Origin of the sequence: Cyanobium sp. Morenito 9A2 (assembly GCF_024345575.1) — a bacterium.
Lineage (GTDB): Bacteria > Cyanobacteriota > Cyanobacteriia > PCC-6307 > Cyanobiaceae > ATX-6F1.
This window is the reverse complement of sequence record NZ_JAGQBJ010000003.1, coordinates 66,481-86,627: the sequence shown is the minus strand read 5'-3', so window position 1 is coordinate 86,627 and position 20,147 is coordinate 66,481. Positions and strand designations below refer to the sequence as shown.

Sequence of the window (20,147 nt, the reverse complement as noted above, 5' to 3'; positions counted from 1 at the left end):
CCAAGGCCCGGGGAGAGTCCCCACCCACCTTCATTCTCACCATCCCCATGCCCTTCAAGAGCACCGTGGGTGACTACCAAACAGTCGCCACCCTGGAGACCTTCGGCTTCTTGCCACCGTTCACCCAGGACGAGATCTACGACCAGATCGCCTACATCATTGCCCAGGGCTGGAGCCCTGTGGTGGAGCACGTCCACCCCAGCCGTTCCATGGCGACCTACTGGTCGTACTGGAAGCTGCCCTTCTTCGGCGAGAAGGATCTGGGTGTGATCGTCAGCGAGCTGGAGGCCTGCCATCGCGCCTACCCCGACCATCACGTGCGTCTGGTGGGCTACGACGCCTATGCCCAGAGCCAGGGTGCCTGCTTCGTCGTCTTCGAAGCACGCTGAATCCACGCTGGGTTTCGGGGGGCCTGACTCGATCAGATCCCCTTTTCATCCATCGACGCAGTAGCTGCGGCTGAACAAGATTCCGATGCAGGCTTCGGATTCATTGTTTCGCCCATGGTTTCCATCAAGACATCTCAATCAACGGGCGGATATGGCAACTCAAACCAGTCGTGAAGCTGCCTTGGCGCGGCGCCTCGCTCTCTCCACCTCCGGCAAGAGTGCCGAGAAGCGCTACTCCAATGGGGCCAACCGCGTGCGCAGTGCCAGTGAAGCCAGGCCGAGCCGCACTGACATCGCTGCGGCGTCGACCAGCCTCTCTGCAACTCCCGCCGCCCGCCCCGAACTGGCCACCCGCATCCCCATCAGCCTGAGCCACTCAACGCCCCGCACCATCAACCGGGCGGCCCTCTCCAACCCCAGCCGTGAGCTCGTGCTGGCCCGTCGCGAAGCCCTCAGCAAGAAGGGCAAACGGGCCGACACCAGCCGCGATCGAACCCGCAGCCTGCCGGTCAAGGCGGCATCGAGTTCTCCCATCGCTACGCCTGAGACCACCTCCAAAGCCAAGGATCGGGGTGAAGGCTCCACCTCCCGTTCCGATGCTCGCCCTGGCTTGAGCTTGTCCGCCCCTGAGCAGGGTTCTCGCCACAGCAGCAAGAGCAGCAAGCGCGTCAGCGCCCAACACAATCCCAGCCGGGCCCTCGTGCTGGCGCGCCGAGACGCCCTCTCCAAGCGCGGCAAATCAGCCACCACCTCCACCCCAAGTGGTGCGGCTGCAGTACGCCAGGCGAACCCCGAACTCAGCAGCCGCGATCTCGCCCACCGCATCCGTGATCTAAGAAGCAAAACCGGTGCCGCCGCCGTGGCTCGCAGTGCCGGCGGCTCCAGCGGTTCGGGCTCCGCCCGTCCCAGCGGGCCCCGCCGTGGCAAGAACCTTCAGGCCCATGCTGCCGCCGGTGCCCAGGACGCCCCCTGGAAGGTGGGCGCCAGTGAAACTTCCCGTGGTCAAGTGGTGACCGGCACCCAGGCCAACCGCTCCTTGAAGACCACCGGCAACGAAGCCAGCACCTGCCGCACGATCACGGGTACCGAGTACCTCGGCGCTGAAATCTTCCGGTCCTTCTGCCAAAGCGATCCAGGTCCCAGTCAACCCGCAAAGGTTCGTGTCAGCGCCACCAGCCACGGCAATCGGGTCACCGGCAACGAGGTGGGCCGTTCCGAAAAAGTCACCGGCGATGAACCTGGCACCTGCAAAAACGTGACCGGCACCGAATACATCTCCGCCAACCAGGCCTCCACCTGGTGCGGGGGCTCCACCCCCTCACCACGCAAGGTGGGAGTGGCCCAAACTCAGGGAGGGCGCAAGGTCTCAGGAGTTCTGGTCGGCCGATCGGAACGGGTCACAGGCGATGAGCACGGATCCGGGATCAACCCCACGGGCACCCAGTACCTCGGCAACGATTCCCTGGCTACACCGGGCCAGGCCCCGGCAAAGGTGGGCGAGGTCTTGACCCTCAGAGGAACCGGTGTCACCGGCACCCTGGTCGGCCGCTCCGACAAGGTCACAGGGAACGAGCCCGGCACCTGCAAGATCATCACCGGCGACGAGTACATCGGCCCCCAGCAGTACGACCGCTTCTGCGGCGCCCGGCCGGGGCCAGAGGCCGCCAAGGTGGGCTTCAGCATCACGAACAGGGCCCAGGTGGTTTCAGGCACCCGCACCGGTCGTTCCGCCAGCGTGACCGGCGATGAAGCCGGCACCTGCAAGTCGGTCACCGGCACCCCCTATGCCGGCCTTGAGCAGGCGAGCGACTGGTGCAGCAGTGACGATCTGCGCAGCATCCGCCAGCGCACCCCGGCTCGTGCCGGCACCCCCGGCGCCCGCTTGAGCGGGATCCAGCCTGGTATCGGCGGGGTGATGACCGGCGCGGCCAAGGGAGCCTGTGAATCCATCACCGGCACCCCTTACATCGGTGGTGACCAATTCGCCTCCGCTTGCGGCACAGCCGCAGCAACCCTCGGCGTCCACGAAGCCGATTTCCCCCAACCTCTCGAAGCTGAGTCTTCTTGGCAACGTTTCAGCGTGCAGTCCCCGGCCCAAGTGGCCCAACAGACCCAGAAGCGCAGTGGTGCCGTCACCGGCACCCGCTACGAAACCAGCGCCAAGATCACCGGCCCTTTTGACCTGGCCGGTGACACCGTCACCGGCACGGAACAATTCCGCTTCGATCGTCGTCCCAGCACCCTTGCTGCGGCCACGGCTCACGCCCCCGTGAGCGTTGATGAGGATGCTCGCCCGGTGTCGCGGGTCACCGGTGAAGGCATCTCAGCAGGATTGAAAATCACAGGCGACGACTGGGATCGCGGTGAACGCGTGACCGGTACGGAGGGCGTCTCCGCCCGCCGTCGCAACCCAACCCGCAACGGCTCCCTGCCCGGCCAGGTGATTCACCAGCGCAAACGCAACGAAGATCTGCCCCGCCCCAGCAGCCCTGTCACCGGCTCCAGCGGTAACACCAACCAAGGCTCGCTGATCACCGTCTCAGGGGGCGCTCGAGGTTGATGGTCCGTCGCCCTGCGACAGCGCCCCGGCCCATGGCTCCCACGGCGCCCCGGCGGCGCCCCACGGAGAAAGCACCAGGCAAGCTGGAGGGAAAAGCAACCGAAACCCCCACCACCAGCCACGCCTTCGAGCCCAGGCGCGGCAACCTCCACCCGCTCACCAACGGCCGGGCCAACGCCTTGCTGGAGGCCTACGAAGCCAGCGTACAGACCTCCTTCGAGCGCATCGTGCCGGTGCTCAAGGACATTTCCGCCCTGCAACACGAAAGCGACTTCGTTGCCTTGGCCCAGGACTGCGCCCGGGCCAGCCTTGGCTTTGAGCTGCCCTTACCCATCCTCGAGCAAGCCTGGGTCACCCAGCTGGACATGCGTTCCCTGTTCGCCTGGTGCGTCTTCGAGACCTACCGATCCGTGAGCGATGGCTTCTTCAACGGCGATCCGCTGGGGGGCCTTGATGGGGAGAGCTTCAACGCCGAACTGATCGCCGATGGCTTTCATCTGCTCGACATCACGCCCTGTTCAGACGGTCGGCTTGCCCACGCCATCGCCTACGCCCTGCGGATTCCGTTCAGCTCCGTGCGCCGCCGCTCCCATGCGGGCGCCCTGTTCGATGTGGAGAACACCGTTGACCGCTGGGTCAAGACCGAACATCTGCGGTTCCGAGAGGCCAAGCCCAACGGGGCCCACGAGCCCACCCACTACCTCAAGTCGGTGGTTTACCACTTCAGTTCCCGCGACCCACACCATGGGGGCTGCGCTGCCCATGGCAGCGATGACGCCGCTGCCGCGGCCTCAGGCCTGCGCCGCCTGCAGGACTTCCGCGAGGCGGTGGAGAACAGCTTCTGCTGCGGGGCCTCCGTCGATCTGTTGCTGATCGGCCTCGACACTGACACTGATGCCATCCGGGTGCACGTGCCCAGCCGCGACGGAGGCACCGATCTCAACCGTTGGCTGGCCGCCGCTGACGTTTATGAGGCCACCCGGAATCTGGGCGAAGCCGAAGGGCGGCGACTCATCCTCGAGCTGGTGGAACAGGCTGCTGTGGAACCTGCCGACCCCGGCATGGTGCATCTGATTGCCCGGCTGATCGAGAACAACCTTTCCCAGATTGACTACGTGCGCCACTACCACGGCGGTAGCTACGGCCAGGCGGGCCATGCCGAACGTTTCATCGGCGTGGGCATCGGTTTCAAGGAAATCCACCTGCGCAACCTCACCTACTTCGCCTACATGGACACCGTGGAGGAGGGTGCCCCGGATCTGGATGTGGGCGTCAACATCTTCCGTGGACTTAACGTCTCCAGGGGGTTGCCGATTCCGGTGGTCATCCGCTTCGACTACCACGGGAGCGTGCCGGGGGCCCGGGAGCGGGCCATTGGCCACTGTCAACGGGTGCGCTCCGCCATCGAAAACCGCTACGCCGATCTCTGCCGCGATGGCCTCCTCCACACCCTGCTGACGGTGCGAGACCGCGATCACCACGTGCCCGCCGAGACCGTGGGGTCCTCGATCTCTTCCAAGCCTGTGGAGGTGCACTGACATGCTGATCTGCCAGGTCCTTAAGCCGCTGGTCTCCACCAACCGCATCCCAGGTTTCGAGCACAAACACCTGCAAGTGGTTCTCGATGGCAGCACCCAGAAAGTGGCCGTCGATGCCGTGGGTTGCATCCCCGGTGACTGGGTGATCTGCGTGGGCAGCTCCGCGGCCCGGGAGGCGGCCGGCAGCAAGTCATACCCCAGTGATCTGACCATCGTCGGGATCATCGATTACTGGGATCCCAACGCCGACAAACCAGCACCTACGTCAACGCCAAAGGCCCCAGCGACGACCACCACCGCAACAATCGATACGCCAATGGCCGAAGGGCCAACAGCTGACAGCAACCATGCGCCCGCCAGCGGGGGAACCCGCTGATGGAAATCATGCAGGTCACAGGTTCGATCACCTGCACCCAACGGGTGGACGGCCTTGGTCACATGAACCTGCGCGTGCTGCGCAGCAGCAAGGGGAAAACAAGCGTGGCCGTGGATCCGGTGGGCGCCTCTCCGGGCAACTGGGTGTTCACAGCCAGTGGCTCCGCTGCCCGCTTTGCTTGCGAAAACCCTGAGATCTTCACCGACCTCACCATCGCCGGCATCATCGACCACTGGACGCCAGACGGCTGAATGCAATCGACCTGATCCCCTTACCCCTTCACCGTCATGGCCACCCCACGCTCCCGTCCCGTCAGCTCCCGAAAAGCCGTTACTCCGCCTGCCGGCCCCAAGGCCCTGCCGGCGGCGCCCGACCCGGCCCCGCCCAAAACGCCTCCCGAGGCCAAGGCCGCTGGGCCCAACGTTGTCGAGGCCACAGCCGTCCCCGTGGCGACAACGGCGGCGGCGGCGGCCTCGGCTCGCCCAGCGGCTCGCACCACCAGCGCCAAGTCCGCCCCCCCCACCCGGAGCACTCCAGCCCGGGCCTCCACCGCCCGCTCAGCCAGCGGCGCGAGCACAGGTGGCAGCTCCACCCCCATCCGTCCTTCCTCCACCCCCACCCCCTTTCCCATGGCTCCCACCCATCAAGGCATCGCCCTCGGCCTGATCGAAACCCGTGGTCTGGTGCCCGCCATCGAGGCCGCCGACGCCATGACCAAGGCCGCGGAAGTCACCCTGGTGGCGCGGGAATTCGTGGGCGGTGGTTACGTCACCGTGATGGTGCGTGGTGAAACCGGCGCCGTGAATGCCGCGGTTCGTGCCGGCGCTGATGCCTGTGAGCGGGTCGGCGATGGTCTGGTGGCGGCCCACATCATTGCCCGCCCCCATAGCGAAGTGGAGCCCGTGCTTGTCGCCAGCGACGCCCTGCGCCGGCTCTGAAAGCAATGATGGCCGTTCATCCCCGTGTGCTGGCCTTCCTCGGGAGGGCCCTGAGCCTCGAGCTTTCGGCCGTTCAGCAGTACGTCACCCATTCCGCCCTGGCTGACCGCTGGGGTGACAGAGAGTCCTCCGGCCGGTTTCGCCACGAAGCCGTCGAGGAGATGCAGCATGCCGAGCGTCTGGTGCAACGCATGCTCTCCTTTGGGGTGGCCCCCGCTGCCTCCCAGCTGCGGCCGGTCACCACGGCGGGCGATCTGGTGGGACTGCTCCGTCAGAACGCAGCCCTTGAGTCCTCCCTGGTGGAGCACTACACCGAGGCGGTGCGCTTCTGTCTTCTGATCAGCGACCGTGACAACACGGACTTCTTCCGTCAACTGCACCAGGAGGAGTTCCAGCATGGTGTTGAGCTGGAGGCCTGGCTCAGCCAACTCAGCACCCTTCAGTGGCCTGCGGAGGAGCGGGCGACCTTCTGACCGGTCCCTAGATTTCAGTTCTGGCGGCCGTCGGGACGCCTACCACCGACCCCGCCCTTGTCCACGTCCATTCCTCTGCCCACCCAGCTGGTCTGGCTGATTCCCCTCTACGGATTCAGCGGCATGGCGCTATCGGTGCCGTGGGCGGCGGGCTGGTTCAAGCGCAACGGCCCACGCCCTGCGGCTTATCTGAATCTGCTGGTGACGCTCCTCGCGGTGGTGCACGGCAGCTGGATCCTTTGGCAGGTGTGGCAGTACGGACCCCAGCACCTGGAGTTCACCTGGTTCCAGGCCGCCGACCTCAACCTGCGCATCGGCTTCGACCTCTCGCTCACCAACCTGGCGGCGCTCGAGCTGGTGACGGGCATCAGCCTGTTGGGCCAGGTGTATGCCCTCGGCTACCTCGACAAGGAGTGGTCGCTGGCTCGCTTCTACGCGCTGGTGGGTTTCTTTGAGGGAGCCCTGGCGGGGGTGGTGCTGAGCAGCAGCCTGTTCATGAGCTATTTCCTGCTGGAGATGCTCACCCTCTCCACCTACCTGCTGGTGGGCTTCTGGTATGCCCAACCGCTGGTGGTGACGGCCGCCCGCGACGCCTTCCTCACCAAACGGGTGGGTGATGTGCTCCTGCTGATGGCGATGGTGGCGCTTTCGGCCTGGGCAGGCTCGACAGAGTTCCAGGATCTCTACGTCTGGGCCGCCGAGGCTGAAGGCAGTGGTGCGCTCACGCCCCTGGCCGGCACGCTGCTGGGCCTGGGGTTGATCGCCGGACCAATGGGCAAGTGCGCCCAGTTCCCGATGCACCTCTGGCTGGATGAAGCGATGGAGGGGCCGAACCCGGCCTCGATCCTGCGCAACTCGGTGGTCGTCACGGCCGGCGCCCTGGTGCTGATGAAGGTGATGCCCCTCCTGCGCTTCTCCCCGCTGGCCACCAGCGTGCTGCTGGTGGTGGGCACGATCAGCGCCGTGGCCGGCGCCCTGGTGGCGATCGCCCAGGTGGACATCAAACGGGCCTTTTCCTATTCGACCTCCTCCTATCTGGGGCTGGTGTTCATTGCCATCGCCCTGCAACAGCCGGCGATCGCGCTGCTGCTGCTGTTCGCCCACGGCCTGGCCAAGGCGCTGATCTTCATGAGCGTGGGCAGCATCATCGCCACCACCAACTGCCAGGACCTCACTGAGCTGGGCGGCCTCGGCTCCCGCATGCCCGCCACCACCACCGCCTACCTGGTGGGCGGCGCCGGTCTGGTGGGCCTGCTGCCCCTGGGCTGCTTCTGGTGCTTTGGGCTGCTGGTGGAAAGCTTCGCCCACCAGCAGCCCTTCTTCGCAGCGGTGTGCCTGCTCACCAACGGCCTCACCGCCTTCAACCTCACCCGCGTCTACCGGCACGTGTTCCTTGGCCCTCCGATGCCCAAAACGAAGCGCGCCCCGGAGGTGAACTGGCTGATGGCGCTGCCGATGGTGAGCCTCACGGTGCTGGTGGCACTGATTCCAGCGCTGATGGCCCGCTTCGATCCGCTGCCCGGCATCGGCGCCTTCCCCTGGACGGTGGCCGCCGCGGTGGCCGCCAGCGGCCTGGTGGGGATGGCCGGCGGCGCGGTGGCGCCCCTGAGCAAGTTCTGGTCGAGCTCGATGATCCAGCCGCTGCGGGTCCTGCAGGACCTGCTCGCCTCCGACTTCTACACCGATCGCCTCTACCGGGCCACAATCGTGGCGGCGGTGGCCGGCCTGGCCAGGCTCACCGACTGGCTCGACCGCAGCATGGTCAACGGCCTGGTGAACGGCATCGGCCGCCTCACCCTGGCCAGCGCCGAGGGGCTCAAGCTGGGCGTGAGCGGCCAGCCGCAAACCTATGTGCTCACGGTGATGGTGGCGATCGTGCTGCTGCTCACCTCCCTCCAGTGGTGGCAGGGATGAGGCGCACCCGATGCTGAGCCTCCTGCTGCTGATTCCCTTCGGCGGGGCCCTGCTGCTGGCCCTCTGGCCAGGCAACCCTGCCCAGGGGCGCATGCGCACGATCACCCTGGTGGTGCTGGGCCTGCAGCTGGCCTGGAGCCTGGTGGTGCTGGCCCGGTTCGACCCCGGCAACAGCGCCATGCAGCTGCAGGAGTCGCTCGGGTGGGTGGGCAGCCTGGGGCTTGACTACAGGCTCGGCATCGATGGCCTGTCCCTGCCGTTGGTGCTGATCAACGGCGCCCTCACGCTGGTCTCGGCGATCTGCACCCGCGACATCGACAAGCGGCCGCGTTTCTATTTCGCCCTCCTGATGGTGATCAGTGGGGCGGTCAACGGTGCCTTTCTGGCCGAGAACCTGCTGCTCTTCTTCCTTTTCTATGAGCTGGAGCTGATTCCGCTCTGGGCCCTGATCAGCATCTGGGGCGGCACCAACCGGGCCTATGCCGCCACAAAGTTTCTGATCTTCACGGCGGTTTCGGGGATGCTGATCCTGGGGGCCTTCCTCGGTCTGGCCCTGTTCACCGGCAACGCGGATTTCAGCCTGGCGCCGATCACCAGTGAACAGCTGTCGATGGGCAGCCAGCTGCTGTTGCTGGGGGCACTGCTGATCGGCTTCGGCATCAAGATTCCGCTGTTTCCGTTCCACAACTGGTTGCCCGATGCCCACACCCAGGCTTCAACGCCGGTGTCGGTGCTGCTCGCCGGCGTGCTGCTGAAGCTGGGCACCTATGGCCTGCTGCGCTTCTGCCTGGGGCTGTTCCCCGAGGCCTGGGTGCAACTGGCCCCGGCTCTGGCCATCTGGGCGGCCATCTCGGTGCTGTTCGGTTCGCTCGCGGCCATCGCCCAGAAGGACATGAAACGGATGGTGGCCTACAGCTCCGTGGGCCACATGGGCTACATCCTGCTGGCCTCCGCCGCGGCGACACCCGTCGCCATGCTCGGGGCGGTGTTCCAGATGGTGAGCCACGGCCTGATCTCGGCGCTGCTGTTCCTGCTGGTGGGGATCGTGTACCGCAAGACCGGCACCCGGGATCTGGCGGTGCTCCATGGGCTGCTCAACCCAGAGCGGGGTTTGCCCTTCACCGGCAGCTTGATGATTCTGGGGGTGATGGCCAGCGCCGGGATGCCGGGGATGGCTGGATTCATCTCCGAGTTCCTGGTGTTCCGCGGCAGCATCAGCGCCTTTCCCCTGGCCACCCTGCTCTCCATGGTGGGATCGGGTCTCACGGCCGTGTATTTCCTGTTGCTGGTCAACCGGGCGTTTTTCGGCCGTCTGGCGGTGACCGCCATCACCGATCCGGTGGTCCATGGCCGGCTGGATGTGAATCTCGCCGCGGTGGCCCCCCGTGAAACGATCCCCGCCATGGCCCTGGCGATCGGGGTGGTCGTCATCGGTCTGCTGCCGGCTGGTCTTGGACGGCTCAGTGAGACCGCGGCCACGGCCATGGTTCAACTGCCGGCCCTGACGGCGGCCCTCCATGGTGTCGCCCTGCCGAGCGGAGGCTTGGGCTGATGCCGATCATCTCGGCCGATCTGGTCCACGCCGGCGGCATGCCCAGCGCCGGGGAGCTGCAATCGAAACTGCTGGCCGGCGCCACGCTGCTGGCGGAGACCGCCGACCATCTGATCGAAGTGGTGGATGTACTCAAGAGCTACGGCGAGGTGCTGGATGCCTACAGCACCAACCTGATCTTCCAGGCCGAGCAGCAGTTCCTGCTGCCGTTTCCTTTGTTCAAATACCTCGATGGCGAGAGGAGTCCGGCAAAGATCTGGCGCCACCTCAACCACGACCGGATCAATTTCGAGTACGCCGAATACTGCATGAAGGCGATGCTCTGGCACGGCACCGGCGGTCTGGATGCCTACCTCGATTCGGAGGCCTTCGCCGCAGGCTGCGCCGCGATCATCCGCCGCAAGACCCGCCGTGATCCGCTGCTGGCGCTGCTGCATCCGCTGTTTCCGGGTTTTCTGATCGAGCTGATCCGCACCGCTGCCACCACCCACGCCCTGGGCCAATTCTGGCGGGTGATGAGCGATCTCTTCCTCGATCTGGCCCGCGCCGAAACCAGCCGCCACGTGACCTCGATCGAGGCAGTGGTGGAGTTCATCAAGGACGGCCTGGTGGCTGCCGCCGCCAACCCGATCAGCTACGGGGTGGAGGTGGCCGGGGAACACCTGTGGGTGCTGCCGCCCGAAGCTGGTCTCACCTTCCTGGGGGATGTGGCTGTGCCCTACGTGGAGGCGGTGTTCCTGCGGGGCCTCCCGTTCCTGGGCACCGTGAGTTTCAACGCCCAGGCCCAGCAGATCTCCCCGGATCAGGCCCAGTTCGCCTACGGCGCCCTCTACGCCGATCCACTTCCCACGATGGGGGCCGGCATCCCGCCCAGCCTGCTGATGCAGGACATGTACCGCCACCTGCCGGAACGGTTGCACGCCTGGTACCTGGAGCGGACCCGAGGGGATGGCGATGTGCGCGTCAAGATCTGCATGAGCTTCCAGAAGGCGATGTTCTGCGTGACCAACGCCGCCATTCAGGGCACCTTCCCCGGTCCGCTCAGCAGCAAGGATCCGGCCGAGCAGGCTGCCAACCGGGCCTACGCCGCCGCCTGGGCCGCCCGCCTGGCGGTGGCCCGCACCGATTGCCTGGCGTGAGCGCTGGCCCCGATTCCGGACTGATCAGCCCCTCACTTAGTTTGTACGCCATGGACCAGCCCTGGACGCCGCGCCCCAAACCCGAGCAGCCCGTGCGCCTGGAGCGGCGCGTGGAATTCGCCGATTACGCCAGCAATCGCGCCTTTCTCGATCGGCTCAACGACTTCTGCGAGCAGCAGGGCCGCTACCCGGACATCAGCTTCGGCCGCACCTACGTCAACATCACCCTGCGGGCGGAGGGGGAGGGCGAAGCGCTCAGCGACGCCGACCATACCTTCGCCGCCGCCATCGATGGTCTCCTCAGCTGACCCCGGATCGGAGTCCCCCCCTCCCACGACAGCCCATGGTGAGCTGGATGACACCACACCGGTCAACCTCATGGCGGCCTACGAGGGCTCCCAGGTGCATGAGGTCCTGGAGCAACTCGACAAGGAACTGATCGGCCTCAGGCCCGTCAAGACCCGCATCCGCGAGATCGCCGCCCTGCTGGTGGTGGAGCGGGCCCGCAAGCAGGTTGGACTGGCCACGGGAGCCCCCAGTCTGCACATGTCGTTCACCGGACGACCGGGCACGGGCAAAACCACCGTGGCCGAGCGCATGAGCCAGATCCTGCATCGCCTCGGCTATGTGCGCAAAGGCCATGTGGTGACGGCCACCCGCGATGATCTGGTGGGCCAGTACATCGGCCACACGGCCCCCAAGACCCGGGAGATGCTCAAGAAGGCGATGGGCGGCGTGCTGTTCATCGACGAGGCCTACTACCTCTACCGACCCGAGAACGAACGGGACTACGGCGCCGAGGCGATCGAGATCCTGCTGCAGGTGATGGAGAACAACCGCGACGATCTGGTGGTGATCTTCGCCGGTTACAAGGACCGTATGGATGTGTTCTATCAGTCTAATCCAGGGCTCTCTTCACGCGTGGCAAACCACATCGACTTCCCCGACTACACAGCCTCGGAATTGCTGGCGATCGCCAAGCTTATTCTGGCCACGGAGAACTACCGCTTCAGCGAGGAGGCCACCTTCGCCTTCTCCGACTACATCCAGCGTCGCATGCAGCTCCCCTTTTTCGCCAATGCCCGCTCCATTCGCAACGCCATTGATCGCGCCCGCATGCGCCAGGCCAACCGCCTGTTCAACAACAGGGGCGGTGGTATCACCAAGGGTGACCTGATCACGATTGAGGCCCCGGACATCACCTCCAGCCGGGTGTTTGCCGGTGAAGTGGAGGGCCTCGACCCCAGTCTGCCAATCACGGAGTAGCCGGCTCCAGCCCCACAAACTCGCAGGGCAAGCCTTATCTGCGCTTACGCGAATCGATCTGCAACAGGTCGCGCACCTGCTGCACCTGACGGGCCACCGCCGGGTCGATGGCCAGCTTTTTCTCCACTTGCTCGACCGCGTACATGACCGTGCTGTGGTCCTTGCCGCCAAAGGCCTCACCGATGCGCGGCAGACTCAAATTCGTGCCCTGGCGCATCAGGTACATGCCCACCTGCCTTGCCTGGCTGACGGCCCGCTTACGGCTGCTGCTCAGCATTTCATCGACCTTGACCCCATAGACCTCGGCCACCTTGTTGAGCACCTGCTGGGGGGTGACCTCCACCTCGTTGCCAGCCGGATCGAGCATCGGAGCCACCGACTCCACGGTCATCGGCAAGCCGGTGATTGAAGCAAAGGCCACGGCACGGGTGAGGGCCCCCTCCAGCTCGCGGATATTGGAGGTGAAGCGACCGGCGATGTACTGGATCAGATCCCTCGGCAGGGCCATGCGCTCCTGCTCGGCCTTCTTGTGCAGGATCGCCATGCGGGTCTCCAGATCCGGCGCCTGGATGTCGGCGATCAGGCCCATGGAGAACCGTGAGATCAGTCGCTCCTGCAGCCGCGGAATCTGGCTGGGCGGCCGATCGGAGGCAATCACGATCTGGCGGCCGGCTTCGTGAAGGGCGTTGAAGGTGTGGAAAAACTCCTCCTGGGTGTACTCCTTGCCCTCGATGAACTGAATGTCATCCACAAGAATCAGATCAGCGGCCCGGTAGCGGTCACGGAACTTCTGCATGGCGTCCTTGCGGATCGCCTGGATCAGATCGTTGGTGAAGGCTTCGGTGGAAACGTAAAAAACCTTGGCGCCTGGATCGATCTCCAGGCGGTAGTGGCCGATCGCCTGCATGAGGTGAGTCTTGCCCAGCCCGACGCCTCCGCAGATGAACAGGGGATTGAACTCCCGCCCCGGGGCCTCGGCCACCGCCAGGGCCGCCGCATGGGCCATGCGGCTGTTGGGGCCCACCACGAAGCGATTGAACACGTAACGCTGGTTGAGACCCGGGGCAACCCGCCGCGCCGCCTCCCCCGGGGTCCCCTGGGGCGTCCCCTCAGGACTGGGCCCGATGGCCCCGGGGCCGCCACTGCCCTGGGCCCCCTGCATCCCACCGGCCCCGGCCCGCGCTGCCGCAGCCACCGGGACGGCCTCGACGGCAGGCTCAGTCTCCACCTCGACGAGCAGCGGCTCTCCAGCCAGCTCGGAGGCCACCTCTGCGATCATCGCCAGGTAGTTCTTACGCAGCCAACCGCTGGCAAAACTGTTGGGAGCGATCAGCTGCAGGCGGCCGTCGCCGTAGGACGAGCAGCGGGCCGGACGAATCCAGGTTTCGAAGGTGGGCTTGCTGAGATTGGCCTGGAGAGCCTGCTGAACCCGGTGCCACAGCTCCTGACCCTGCTGCACCGATCGCCCTTCACCGAGCGCCCGAATATAGGCAGAGTGAGAGGCCAAGGCCGCCTTGAATGAGGCGCCTGACGACCTGGCCCCGGCCCACCCGCATGACCCCCGAATCCCGTCCCACCCAGCGCCATCGGCGATCCGCCGTTGTGATCAGCGGCCTGGCCACGAGCGCGCTCGGCGGTCTGCTGCTGGGGAGCTGCGCCACGGGGTTTCCTGGCTTGCCCCAGATCCCTGGCCTGCCGGGCGCGCGCCGGGGAAGCGACCCGGCCCAGGTGAGCGACGCGCCCCCACCCGCCCCGCTGCAGGCGGGCAACAACTTCATCGTCAATGCCGTCGACAAGGTGGGACCGGCGGTGGTGCGCATCGACACCGTCAAGCGCGTGCTCAACCCGCTCGGGGGCCTGTTCGGCGGCGGCCCCTCGATCCAGCAGCAGCAGGGCCAGGGTTCGGGCTTCATCACCCGCTCCGATGGGGTGTTGCTCACCAATGCCCACGTGGTGGAAGGAGCCAGTGATGTGACCGTGACCCTGCCCGATGGCCGCAGCTTCCACGGCAAGGTGCTGGGCAGCGATCCGGTCACCGACGTGGCGGTTGTGAAAGTGGTGGCTTCGAAGCTGCCCGTGGCCCCCCTGGGTGACTCCGACAAGGTGCGGCCGGGGGAATGGGCGATCGCCATCGGTAACCCCCTGGGCCTCGACAACACGGTGACCGCCGGGATCATCAGCGCCATCGGCCGCTCCAATGCCGTGGGTGAAGGCCAGCGAGTGCCCTACCTGCAAACGGATGCGGCCGTCAATCCGGGCAACAGCGGCGGCCCCTTGATCAACGACCGCGGCCAGGTGATCGGCATCAACACCGCCATCCGCCAGGCCCCCGGCGCGGGCCTGAGCTTCGCGATCCCGATCCGCCTGGCGCGGCAGATCGCCGCCCAGATCCTTGATCGGGGTCGGGCCTCCCATCCCTACATCGGTGTGCGCCTACAGGCGCTTACCCCCCAGCTGGCACGGGAGATCAACGCCACCTCGGCGGAATGCAAGCTGCCCGAGTCCAACGGCGTGGTGGTGGTGGAGGTCATGGGGGGCAGCCCCGCCGCCAAAGGTGGTCTCAAGCCCTGCGATCTGATTGAGCAGGTGGGTGGCGAACGGGTCAAGAACCCCTCTGAGGTGCAGGTGGCCGTGGACCAGGGCAAGGTGGGCGCCGCTCTCCCCCTGAAGGTGCGTCGGGGCGAGCAACGGCTGGAACTGCAGTTGCAACCGGCTGAACTACCTCGCGAACGCTGAATTGCGCGCCGACCGGCAATCAAGCACTGGCGGTCATGCCCTCCAGCTCGTGGTGATGAGTCGCTGGCCGGCGCCGGGCCGCTGCAAGCGGCGCCTGGCGGCCGGAATCGGCGCGGTGGCCGCGGCGCGCATCCAGGCACGCCTCACCCAGCACACCCTCGCGGTGGCCCAGGAGGTGACCCGGCCGGTCAACGCCGAGTTGGTGCTGGCGGTGGAGGGGCTTGGCCCCCGGGCTGCCGCCCGCTGGGGCCGGGAGCTGGGGGCCGATCGGGTGCGCCTTCAGGGCCCCGGCGGCCTGGGCTTGCGCCTGCAACGCCAGCTGCGCCACAGCTTCTTGGAGGGAGCCCAGGCGGTGGCCCTGATCGGCACCGACCTACCGCGCCTCGATCGCACCGCCCTGGCGACGGCCCTGGTAGCCCTCACCGAGCACCCCCTGGTGCTCGGACCGGCGATCGATGGGGGCTACTGGCTCCTGGGGCTGGGGGCAGGCCAGCCGAGTGCGCCCCTGCTGGTCGGGATTCCCTGGGGCACGGAGCAGGTGTGGGCACTCACCTGCGTGGCAGCGGCGGCCCTGGGGCTGACGCCCCTGGCGCTCGGAAGCCAGCAGGACCTGGATCGGCTGGAGGATCTGGCCCCATGGCTGCGGTGATCGGGTCCCTGGCGCCCCTGATCCAGGTGGTGATCCCAGCCCTCAACGAGGCCGGTCGACTGCCGCTTCTGCTGGCAGATCTGGCGGCCGCCAGACCAGCGCTGGGCCGGCCCCTAGTGGTGGATGGCGGTAGTGGCGATGGCACCCCGGCGCTGGCTCGCCTGGCCGGGGCCCGGGTGATCCAGAGCGCACCCGGTCGCGGGCTGCAGCTGGCGCGTGGGGCCACTTTGGCCTTGGCGGAGCTGGAGCTCGCCTCCCAGGCACAGGCTGAATGGGGTGGCGGCACCGAGGCAGGCGCTGGCTGGCTTCTCTTCCTTCATGCCGACGGGCGGCTGGGCCCGTTCGGGCTGCAAGCGCTGCAGCAGGCCCTGCTGCGCCCCCCTGCTCCCTGGTGCTTCCGGCTGCGCGTCGAGGGGGAAGGCCTGGGTCTGCGGGCGGTGGAGGTGGCGGTGGCCGTGCGCACGCGGCTGCTGCATCGTCCCTACGGGGATCAGGGCCTCTTGATCCCAGCTGGTCTCTACCGGCAGGTGGGCGGCTACCGGCCCCTGGCACTGATGGAAGACCTCGATCTGGTGGAGCGACTCAAGGGCCCCAGCCCCGTGCGCTGCCTCAAGGCGGAGCTGCAGGTGGACGGGGAACGCTGGCGGCGGCTCGGGGTCTTGCGCACCACCTGGGCCAACTGGGGCCTGCGGCGGGCCTGGCGCGCCGGGGCGAGTCCAGAGCGGCTGGCAGGGGCCTATTACCCCCCCAAGGCCCAGGAACCAGCCCCAGGCCATCAAGGGGAATACCAGAAGGCGCAGCGGCGCTGGTTCGGCTCAAGCTCCCAGCCCTGATCGGAGTAGAAGCCCACCACACCGGGATCGGCGAACAGGCTCACCTGTTCCACCTCCATCGCCCGCAGCTGATCGAGCACATAGGACATCAGCTGCTTGCCCAGGCCCGCACCTTGGTAACGCGGATGGACCGCCACATCCCAGACCGTGGCTTCACTCACCCCATCGCCCGTGCAGCGGGCAAAACCCACCAGCCGCGGAAGGCGGGCATCGTGGCGCCAGAGACCCACCCGCAACAGGCTGTGCTCCAGTGCCTTGCGCACCCGGCGCAGGGGACGGCGGCTCCAGCCCACCGCATCGCAGAGTTGCTCGAGTTCCACCAGATCGATGGCCCGCTCCTGGCTGAGCACCAGCGTCAGTTGGGTGTTGGCCACAGGGCAGAGACGGTGTCCCTCGCCGTAGTGAGGGATCAAGGCGGGATGGGAGTCCAGGCGGTCGGGAGTCAGTGGCGCAACCAAGCAAGGAGACGATCCTGCCCGATCGAGCCGGTTTTGCTGCAATCTGGAGACCCACGCCCCAGGCCCCCTGAGCCCGCCGCCTGCCCGCCCTGCCCAGCCCCCGATTGCCCGGCCGGTTGCCGGTCCTGAGGTCCCGCTGCTGGTCTGCCTGCACGGCTGGCTGCTCTCCGGGCGACTCTGGGATCCCCTCCAGGAAGCTCTGGCCCCCCGCTGGCCTGTGTGGGCCCCCGATTTGCCTGGCTTTGGCCAGCGGCCCCGGCCCCGTTCGCTCCAGCCCACCCTCGCCAGCTACGGCCGCTGGGTGGCCCAGGCCAGCGTCAGGGAGGCCCATGGTCGCCCGATCGTGCTGGTGGGCCATTCGCTTGGCGGCAGCGTCGCCCTCCATGCCGCCGCCGCCCTGGGGGATCAGCTGCTGGCCCTGGTCCAGATCTCCACCGGGGGCGGGGTCTACCAGCCTCGGCCGTTCGCGCGCCTGCGCTGGGCTGGTTCGGCCGTCGTGCGCTTACGCCCCCGTTGGCTGGCGGACCTGCCCGGCGTCGGAGCCTTCCGCAGTCCCTTGGTGGCCGATCAGCGGGCCGCCCGGGGGCTCCTGGCCTGCAGCACCAACCGGCGAGCCGTCCATCAATTGCCCACGCTCACCGCCCGGTTGAGCGTGCCCAGCCTGTGGATCAGTGGCAGCCGCGATGGGGTGATGGAACCGCGCTACGTGCGCCATCTGGCGGGCTATGCCCCCCTGCACGAGGTGGAGTTGCTGGAGGGCATGGGCCACCTGCCCATGCGTCAGGACCCCGGCCAGCTGGCCTCCCTGATCGACCGCTGGCTGGAGCCGCTGGTGGCCGAGCGCCCTCAGAGCCTGGCCAGCCCCCGTTCCTGGAGGTCGGCCAGCTGGGCGTAGAGGCCACCGGCGGCACGCAGCTGCCGGTGGGTGCCCTGCTCAATCAGGCGACCCCGGCGCAGGACCAGGATGCGATCGGCCGCTTCCACCGTCGCCAGGCGGTGGGCGATCACGATTGCGGTGCGCTCCGAAAGCAGGGTGTCGAGGTCCCGTTGCAAGGTGGCCTCGGTGGAGGGATCCAGAAAGGCCGTCGCCTCATCCATGATCAGCACCGTGGGATTGCGAATGGCGACCCGCACCACGGAGAGCAGTTGACGCTCCCCGGAGGAGAGGTTGCCGCCCCGCTCCCGCAACTCAGTGGCCAGGCCATCGGGCAGTCGGGCCAGGAGGCCATCGAGGCCCAACTCATGGCAGAGCCGAAGCAGCTGGGCCTCGTCGATCGGTGCATCGAGGCGCAGGTTGTCGGCGACATTGCCGCTGAAAAGGAAGGTGTCCTGCAGCACCACCCCGAGCCGCTGCCGCAGGGTGGCCATCGGCAACTGGCGGATGTCGATGCCATCGAGCAGGATCCGACCCTGCTGGGGCTCGTACAGGCGGCAGAGCAGCCGGATCACCGTGGTCTTGCCGGAACCCGTCGGGCCCACCAGGGCCACGTGCTCCCCGGGGGCAATGCGGAAGCTGAGGTCGGTGAGGATAGGGTCGTCGCTGCGATAAGCGAACGACACGTTCTCGAACACCACCTCACCGGCACTGGTGCGCTGCTCACCGGCGCGCTGGGCGGCGACCGTGCGCTGGGCCATCGGGAGCTCGGCGATCTCGATCGGCTGCTCCATCAGCTCGTCGATGCGCTGGATCGCCGTGAGCCCCCCCTGGATCTGGGTGAAGCGTTCCGCCAACTGACGCAGGGGATCGAACAAGCGCTGGGAGAAGAGGATGAAGGTGGTGAGCGTGCCCAGGCCCATGGCTCCGCGATCCACCAGTAGCCCTCCAAGGGCAAGCACCACGGCGATTGCCGCCAGGGCCACCCATTCGATCAGGGCCGAGATGGCGCTGTCATAGAAAATCGTGCCATCCACGGCCTGGCGATAGGCCTGGGCGGTGCTGGCAAAGCGGGCGCTGTTGGTGGCCTCACGGCGGAACATCTGCACCACCTCAAGCCCCTGGAGGTTCTCCTGAAAATCGGCGTTGAGCTGGCCGAGCTCCTCCCGCACCCGGTAGTTGGCCTTGCGGTAGCGCCCCTGAAGCCAGACGATCGCAAAGGTGACCGGCACCTGGATCGCCAGCAGCAAGGCCCCCAGCCGATGTTCGATCGAGATCATCGTGAAGGCGATCACCAGCAGGGTGACCAGGTCGGCAAGCACGCCGATCGCCCCGCTGCCGAACACCTCGGCCAGGGCGTCCACATCGCTGGTGAGCCGGGTGAGCAGCTTGCCCACCGGGGTGCGGTCGTGGAAGCGCAGCGAGAGGGCCAGGGCATGGGCGAACAGGTCGTCGCGGATGCGAGCCGTGAGCCGTTGGCCCACCACCTGGATGTTGTAGGTCTGCACCCCCTGAAGGGCGAGGCGCACCAGAACCGCGAGCAGCAGCAGCCCCACCAGGGTGCGCAGGGCCTGGGGCACGCTCTGGCCCGCCAGCCAGGCCATGGTGGGTTCATGGCGCAGGGCCGAAATCGCCTGGCCCACCAGCAGGGGCTGGACGGCGGCCGCCAGGGCCACCGGAATCAACAGCACCAGGGAGAGGGTGAGCCGGCGGCGCTCACGGCCGATGTAGGGGAGCAGCAGACGCAGCCGCTGGCGATCGCGTGAGGCCATCAGGGCAACGGTGCCGCAGGAGGGGAACCTGCGGCGGCGACACGGTCCACCAGGGCCTGGAGCGCTCCCTCATCCAGGCGGAGGGCCAGGGGGTGGCCGATCAGCCGCGCGGTGCTGTTGAAGAGGTCGTCAATCGCCACCAGTCCGTTCTCTTTCAACGTGCGGCCGGTGGCCACCAGATCGACGATGGCCTCGGACATCCCCGTCATCGGGCCCAGCTCCACCGACCCGGTGAGATGGATGAGCTCCACCGGCAGGTCGAGATCGGCGAAGAAGGCTTCGGCGCAGCGGGTGAACTTGCTGGCCACGCGGCAGTGGGGGGGCAGATCCGCCGCCTGGCGGTAGCCGCTGCTGGCCTTGACGGCCACGGCCATGCGGCAGCCGCCGAACCCGAGATCCACCAGCTGGGCCACAGGCAACTGGTGCTCCTGCAGAACGTCGTAGCCGACCACGCCCAGCTGGGCTTGGCCATAGGCCACATAAACGGGGACATCGGCGTTGCGTACCAGCAGGCCGCTGGCGCGGCCACAGGCGCTGGGCACCCGCAGCTGGCGGTTGTCGGCATCGAGCAGGGCGCTGAAGTCGAGGCCGGCGGCGGCGAAACGCCGCACCGAATGCTTGAGCAGGGCGCCTTTGGCCAGGGCGACGGTGATCATGGTGTTGCACCGCAACGTGGACTT

The 20,147-nt window shown here is 67.2% G+C and carries 19 protein-coding genes and 1 pseudogene; 16 read left to right on the top strand and 4 right to left on the bottom strand.

Annotation, left to right across the window (positions count from 1 at the left end; genetic code table 11):
- The first annotated feature begins 47 nt into the window (after window positions 1–47).
- From KBY88_RS05585 to cbbX, 12 genes and pseudogenes are all read left to right on the top strand, one after another.
- The gene (locus tag KBY88_RS05585; protein ID WP_254938927.1) at window positions 48–389 is read left to right on the top strand and encodes a ribulose bisphosphate carboxylase small subunit; all 342 of its coding nucleotides are present in this window, start codon (window positions 48–50) and stop codon (window positions 387–389) included.
- 151 nt (window positions 390–540) lie between these two features.
- Window positions 541–2,949, top strand: a complete 2,409-nt coding sequence (gene csoS2, locus KBY88_RS05580) for an alpha-carboxysome scaffolding protein CsoS2 (RefSeq protein WP_254938926.1) — start codon at window positions 541–543, stop codon at window positions 2,947–2,949.
- Window positions 2,949–4,487 carry a carboxysome shell carbonic anhydrase gene (locus tag KBY88_RS05575; protein ID WP_396102618.1) on the top strand — a complete coding sequence of 513 codons (1,539 nt, stop codon included), beginning with the start codon at window positions 2,949–2,951 and terminating at the stop codon, window positions 4,485–4,487. Before csoS2 ends, KBY88_RS05575 begins: the two co-directional genes overlap by 1 nt.
- Before the next feature lies 1 nt (window position 4,488).
- Window positions 4,489–4,740, top strand: a pseudogene (gene csoS4, locus KBY88_RS05570) (alpha-carboxysome shell vertex protein CsoS4); the annotation flags it as partial.
- Window positions 4,741–4,862: 122 nt separating this feature from the next.
- Window positions 4,863–5,114 (top strand): carboxysome peptide B, encoded by a 252-nt coding sequence (locus tag KBY88_RS05565; protein WP_254938924.1) that lies wholly within the window; start codon window positions 4,863–4,865, stop codon window positions 5,112–5,114.
- 36 nt (window positions 5,115–5,150) lie between these two features.
- Entirely contained in the window at window positions 5,151–5,801 is a 651-nt protein-coding gene (gene csoS1, locus KBY88_RS16160; protein ID WP_315858106.1) for an alpha-carboxysome major shell protein CsoS1, read from the top strand.
- Between the two features lie 8 nt (window positions 5,802–5,809).
- On the top strand, window positions 5,810–6,274 hold the full coding sequence (locus KBY88_RS05555; RefSeq protein ID WP_315858105.1) for a ferritin-like domain-containing protein: 465 nt from the start codon (window positions 5,810–5,812) through the stop codon (window positions 6,272–6,274).
- A gap of 57 nt (window positions 6,275–6,331) precedes the next feature.
- Window positions 6,332–8,188, top strand: coding sequence for an NAD(P)H-quinone oxidoreductase subunit F (locus tag KBY88_RS05550; RefSeq protein WP_254938922.1), 1,857 nt, complete (start codon window positions 6,332–6,334; stop codon window positions 8,186–8,188).
- Between the two features lie 10 nt (window positions 8,189–8,198).
- Entirely contained in the window at window positions 8,199–9,740 is a 1,542-nt protein-coding gene (locus tag KBY88_RS05545; RefSeq protein ID WP_254938921.1) for an NADH-quinone oxidoreductase subunit M, read from the top strand.
- Complete coding sequence (locus KBY88_RS05540; protein ID WP_254938920.1) at window positions 9,740–10,879, top strand: CO2 hydration protein; 1,140 nt, start codon at window positions 9,740–9,742, stop codon at window positions 10,877–10,879. The genes KBY88_RS05545 and KBY88_RS05540 overlap by 1 nt, the downstream gene beginning before the upstream one ends.
- A 50-nt stretch (window positions 10,880–10,929) precedes the next feature.
- The gene (locus KBY88_RS05535) at window positions 10,930–11,187 is read left to right on the top strand and encodes a 4a-hydroxytetrahydrobiopterin dehydratase (RefSeq protein ID WP_254938919.1); all 258 of its coding nucleotides are present in this window, start codon (window positions 10,930–10,932) and stop codon (window positions 11,185–11,187) included.
- A gap of 70 nt (window positions 11,188–11,257) precedes the next feature.
- On the top strand, window positions 11,258–12,145 hold the full coding sequence (cbbX, locus tag KBY88_RS05530; protein WP_254938918.1) for a CbbX protein: 888 nt from the start codon (window positions 11,258–11,260) through the stop codon (window positions 12,143–12,145).
- Between the two features lie 34 nt (window positions 12,146–12,179).
- On the opposite strand, the gene dnaA is transcribed toward cbbX, so the two are convergent.
- Window positions 12,180–13,604: a chromosomal replication initiator protein DnaA gene (gene dnaA / locus KBY88_RS05525; RefSeq protein WP_254938917.1), complete on the bottom strand. Its 1,425-nt coding sequence runs from the start codon at window positions 13,602–13,604 to the stop codon at window positions 12,180–12,182.
- Between the two features lie 95 nt (window positions 13,605–13,699).
- Here dnaA and KBY88_RS05520 point away from each other — a divergent pair, with 95 nt between their 5' ends.
- Genes KBY88_RS05520 through KBY88_RS05510 form a run of 3 tightly spaced genes read left to right on the top strand, consistent with a single transcriptional unit; the run spans window position 13,700 to window position 16,363 of the window.
- Window positions 13,700–14,881: a trypsin-like peptidase domain-containing protein gene (locus KBY88_RS05520; protein ID WP_254938916.1), complete on the top strand. Its 1,182-nt coding sequence runs from the start codon at window positions 13,700–13,702 to the stop codon at window positions 14,879–14,881.
- A gap of 55 nt (window positions 14,882–14,936) precedes the next feature.
- A complete protein-coding gene (locus KBY88_RS05515) occupies window positions 14,937–15,530 on the top strand; it encodes a TIGR04282 family arsenosugar biosynthesis glycosyltransferase (protein ID WP_254938915.1) in 594 nt (197 codons plus the stop codon).
- On the top strand, window positions 15,518–16,363 hold the full coding sequence (locus KBY88_RS05510) for a TIGR04283 family arsenosugar biosynthesis glycosyltransferase (protein WP_254938914.1): 846 nt from the start codon (window positions 15,518–15,520) through the stop codon (window positions 16,361–16,363). The genes KBY88_RS05515 and KBY88_RS05510 overlap by 13 nt, the downstream gene beginning before the upstream one ends.
- On the opposite strand, the gene KBY88_RS05505 is transcribed toward KBY88_RS05510, so the two are convergent.
- Window positions 16,306–16,821, bottom strand: a complete 516-nt coding sequence (locus KBY88_RS05505) for a GNAT family N-acetyltransferase (protein WP_254938913.1) — start codon at window positions 16,819–16,821, stop codon at window positions 16,306–16,308. The two genes, KBY88_RS05510 and KBY88_RS05505, sit on opposite strands and share 58 nt — an antisense overlap.
- A 43-nt stretch (window positions 16,822–16,864) precedes the next feature.
- Here KBY88_RS05505 and KBY88_RS05500 point away from each other — a divergent pair, with 43 nt between their 5' ends.
- Window positions 16,865–17,716, top strand: coding sequence for an alpha/beta fold hydrolase (locus KBY88_RS05500; protein WP_396102693.1), 852 nt, complete (start codon window positions 16,865–16,867; stop codon window positions 17,714–17,716).
- On the opposite strand, the gene KBY88_RS05495 is transcribed toward KBY88_RS05500, so the two are convergent.
- Together KBY88_RS05495 and hisG are read right to left on the bottom strand one after the other, a co-directional pair.
- Window positions 17,668–19,467: an ABC transporter ATP-binding protein gene (locus KBY88_RS05495; RefSeq protein ID WP_254938912.1), complete on the bottom strand. Its 1,800-nt coding sequence runs from the start codon at window positions 19,465–19,467 to the stop codon at window positions 17,668–17,670. The genes KBY88_RS05500 and KBY88_RS05495 overlap by 49 nt on opposite strands.
- The gene (hisG, locus tag KBY88_RS05490; protein ID WP_254938911.1) at window positions 19,467–20,123 is read right to left on the bottom strand and encodes an ATP phosphoribosyltransferase; all 657 of its coding nucleotides are present in this window, start codon (window positions 20,121–20,123) and stop codon (window positions 19,467–19,469) included. Before hisG ends, KBY88_RS05495 begins: the two co-directional genes overlap by 1 nt.
- Window positions 20,124–20,147 lie beyond the last annotated feature (24 nt).

Excerpts from the sequence above, each read along its gene's own strand:
- KBY88_RS05585 (WP_254938927.1), top strand. The coding sequence starts at position 48 with ATGCCCTTCAAGAGCACCGTGGGTGACTACCAAACAGTCGCCACCCTG.
- csoS2 (WP_254938926.1), top strand. The coding sequence starts at position 541 with ATGGCAACTCAAACCAGTCGTGAAGCTGCCTTGGCGCGGCGCCTCGCT.
- KBY88_RS05575 (WP_396102618.1), top strand. The coding sequence starts at position 2,949 with ATGGTCCGTCGCCCTGCGACAGCGCCCCGGCCCATGGCTCCCACGGCG.
- KBY88_RS05565 (WP_254938924.1), top strand. The coding sequence starts at position 4,863 with ATGGAAATCATGCAGGTCACAGGTTCGATCACCTGCACCCAACGGGTG.
- csoS1 (WP_315858106.1), top strand. The coding sequence starts at position 5,151 with ATGGCCACCCCACGCTCCCGTCCCGTCAGCTCCCGAAAAGCCGTTACT.
- KBY88_RS05555 (WP_315858105.1), top strand. The coding sequence starts at position 5,810 with ATGGCCGTTCATCCCCGTGTGCTGGCCTTCCTCGGGAGGGCCCTGAGC.
- KBY88_RS05545 (WP_254938921.1), top strand. The coding sequence starts at position 8,199 with ATGCTGAGCCTCCTGCTGCTGATTCCCTTCGGCGGGGCCCTGCTGCTG.
- KBY88_RS05540 (WP_254938920.1), top strand. The coding sequence starts at position 9,740 with ATGCCGATCATCTCGGCCGATCTGGTCCACGCCGGCGGCATGCCCAGC.
- KBY88_RS05535 (WP_254938919.1), top strand. The coding sequence starts at position 10,930 with ATGGACCAGCCCTGGACGCCGCGCCCCAAACCCGAGCAGCCCGTGCGC.
- cbbX (WP_254938918.1), top strand. The coding sequence starts at position 11,258 with ATGGCGGCCTACGAGGGCTCCCAGGTGCATGAGGTCCTGGAGCAACTC.
- KBY88_RS05520 (WP_254938916.1), top strand. The coding sequence starts at position 13,700 with ATGACCCCCGAATCCCGTCCCACCCAGCGCCATCGGCGATCCGCCGTT.
- KBY88_RS05515 (WP_254938915.1), top strand. The coding sequence starts at position 14,937 with ATGAGTCGCTGGCCGGCGCCGGGCCGCTGCAAGCGGCGCCTGGCGGCC.
- KBY88_RS05510 (WP_254938914.1), top strand. The coding sequence starts at position 15,518 with ATGGCTGCGGTGATCGGGTCCCTGGCGCCCCTGATCCAGGTGGTGATC.
- KBY88_RS05495 (WP_254938912.1), bottom strand. The coding sequence starts at position 19,467 with ATGGCCTCACGCGATCGCCAGCGGCTGCGTCTGCTGCTCCCCTACATC.
- hisG (WP_254938911.1), bottom strand. The coding sequence starts at position 20,123 with ATGATCACCGTCGCCCTGGCCAAAGGCGCCCTGCTCAAGCATTCGGTG.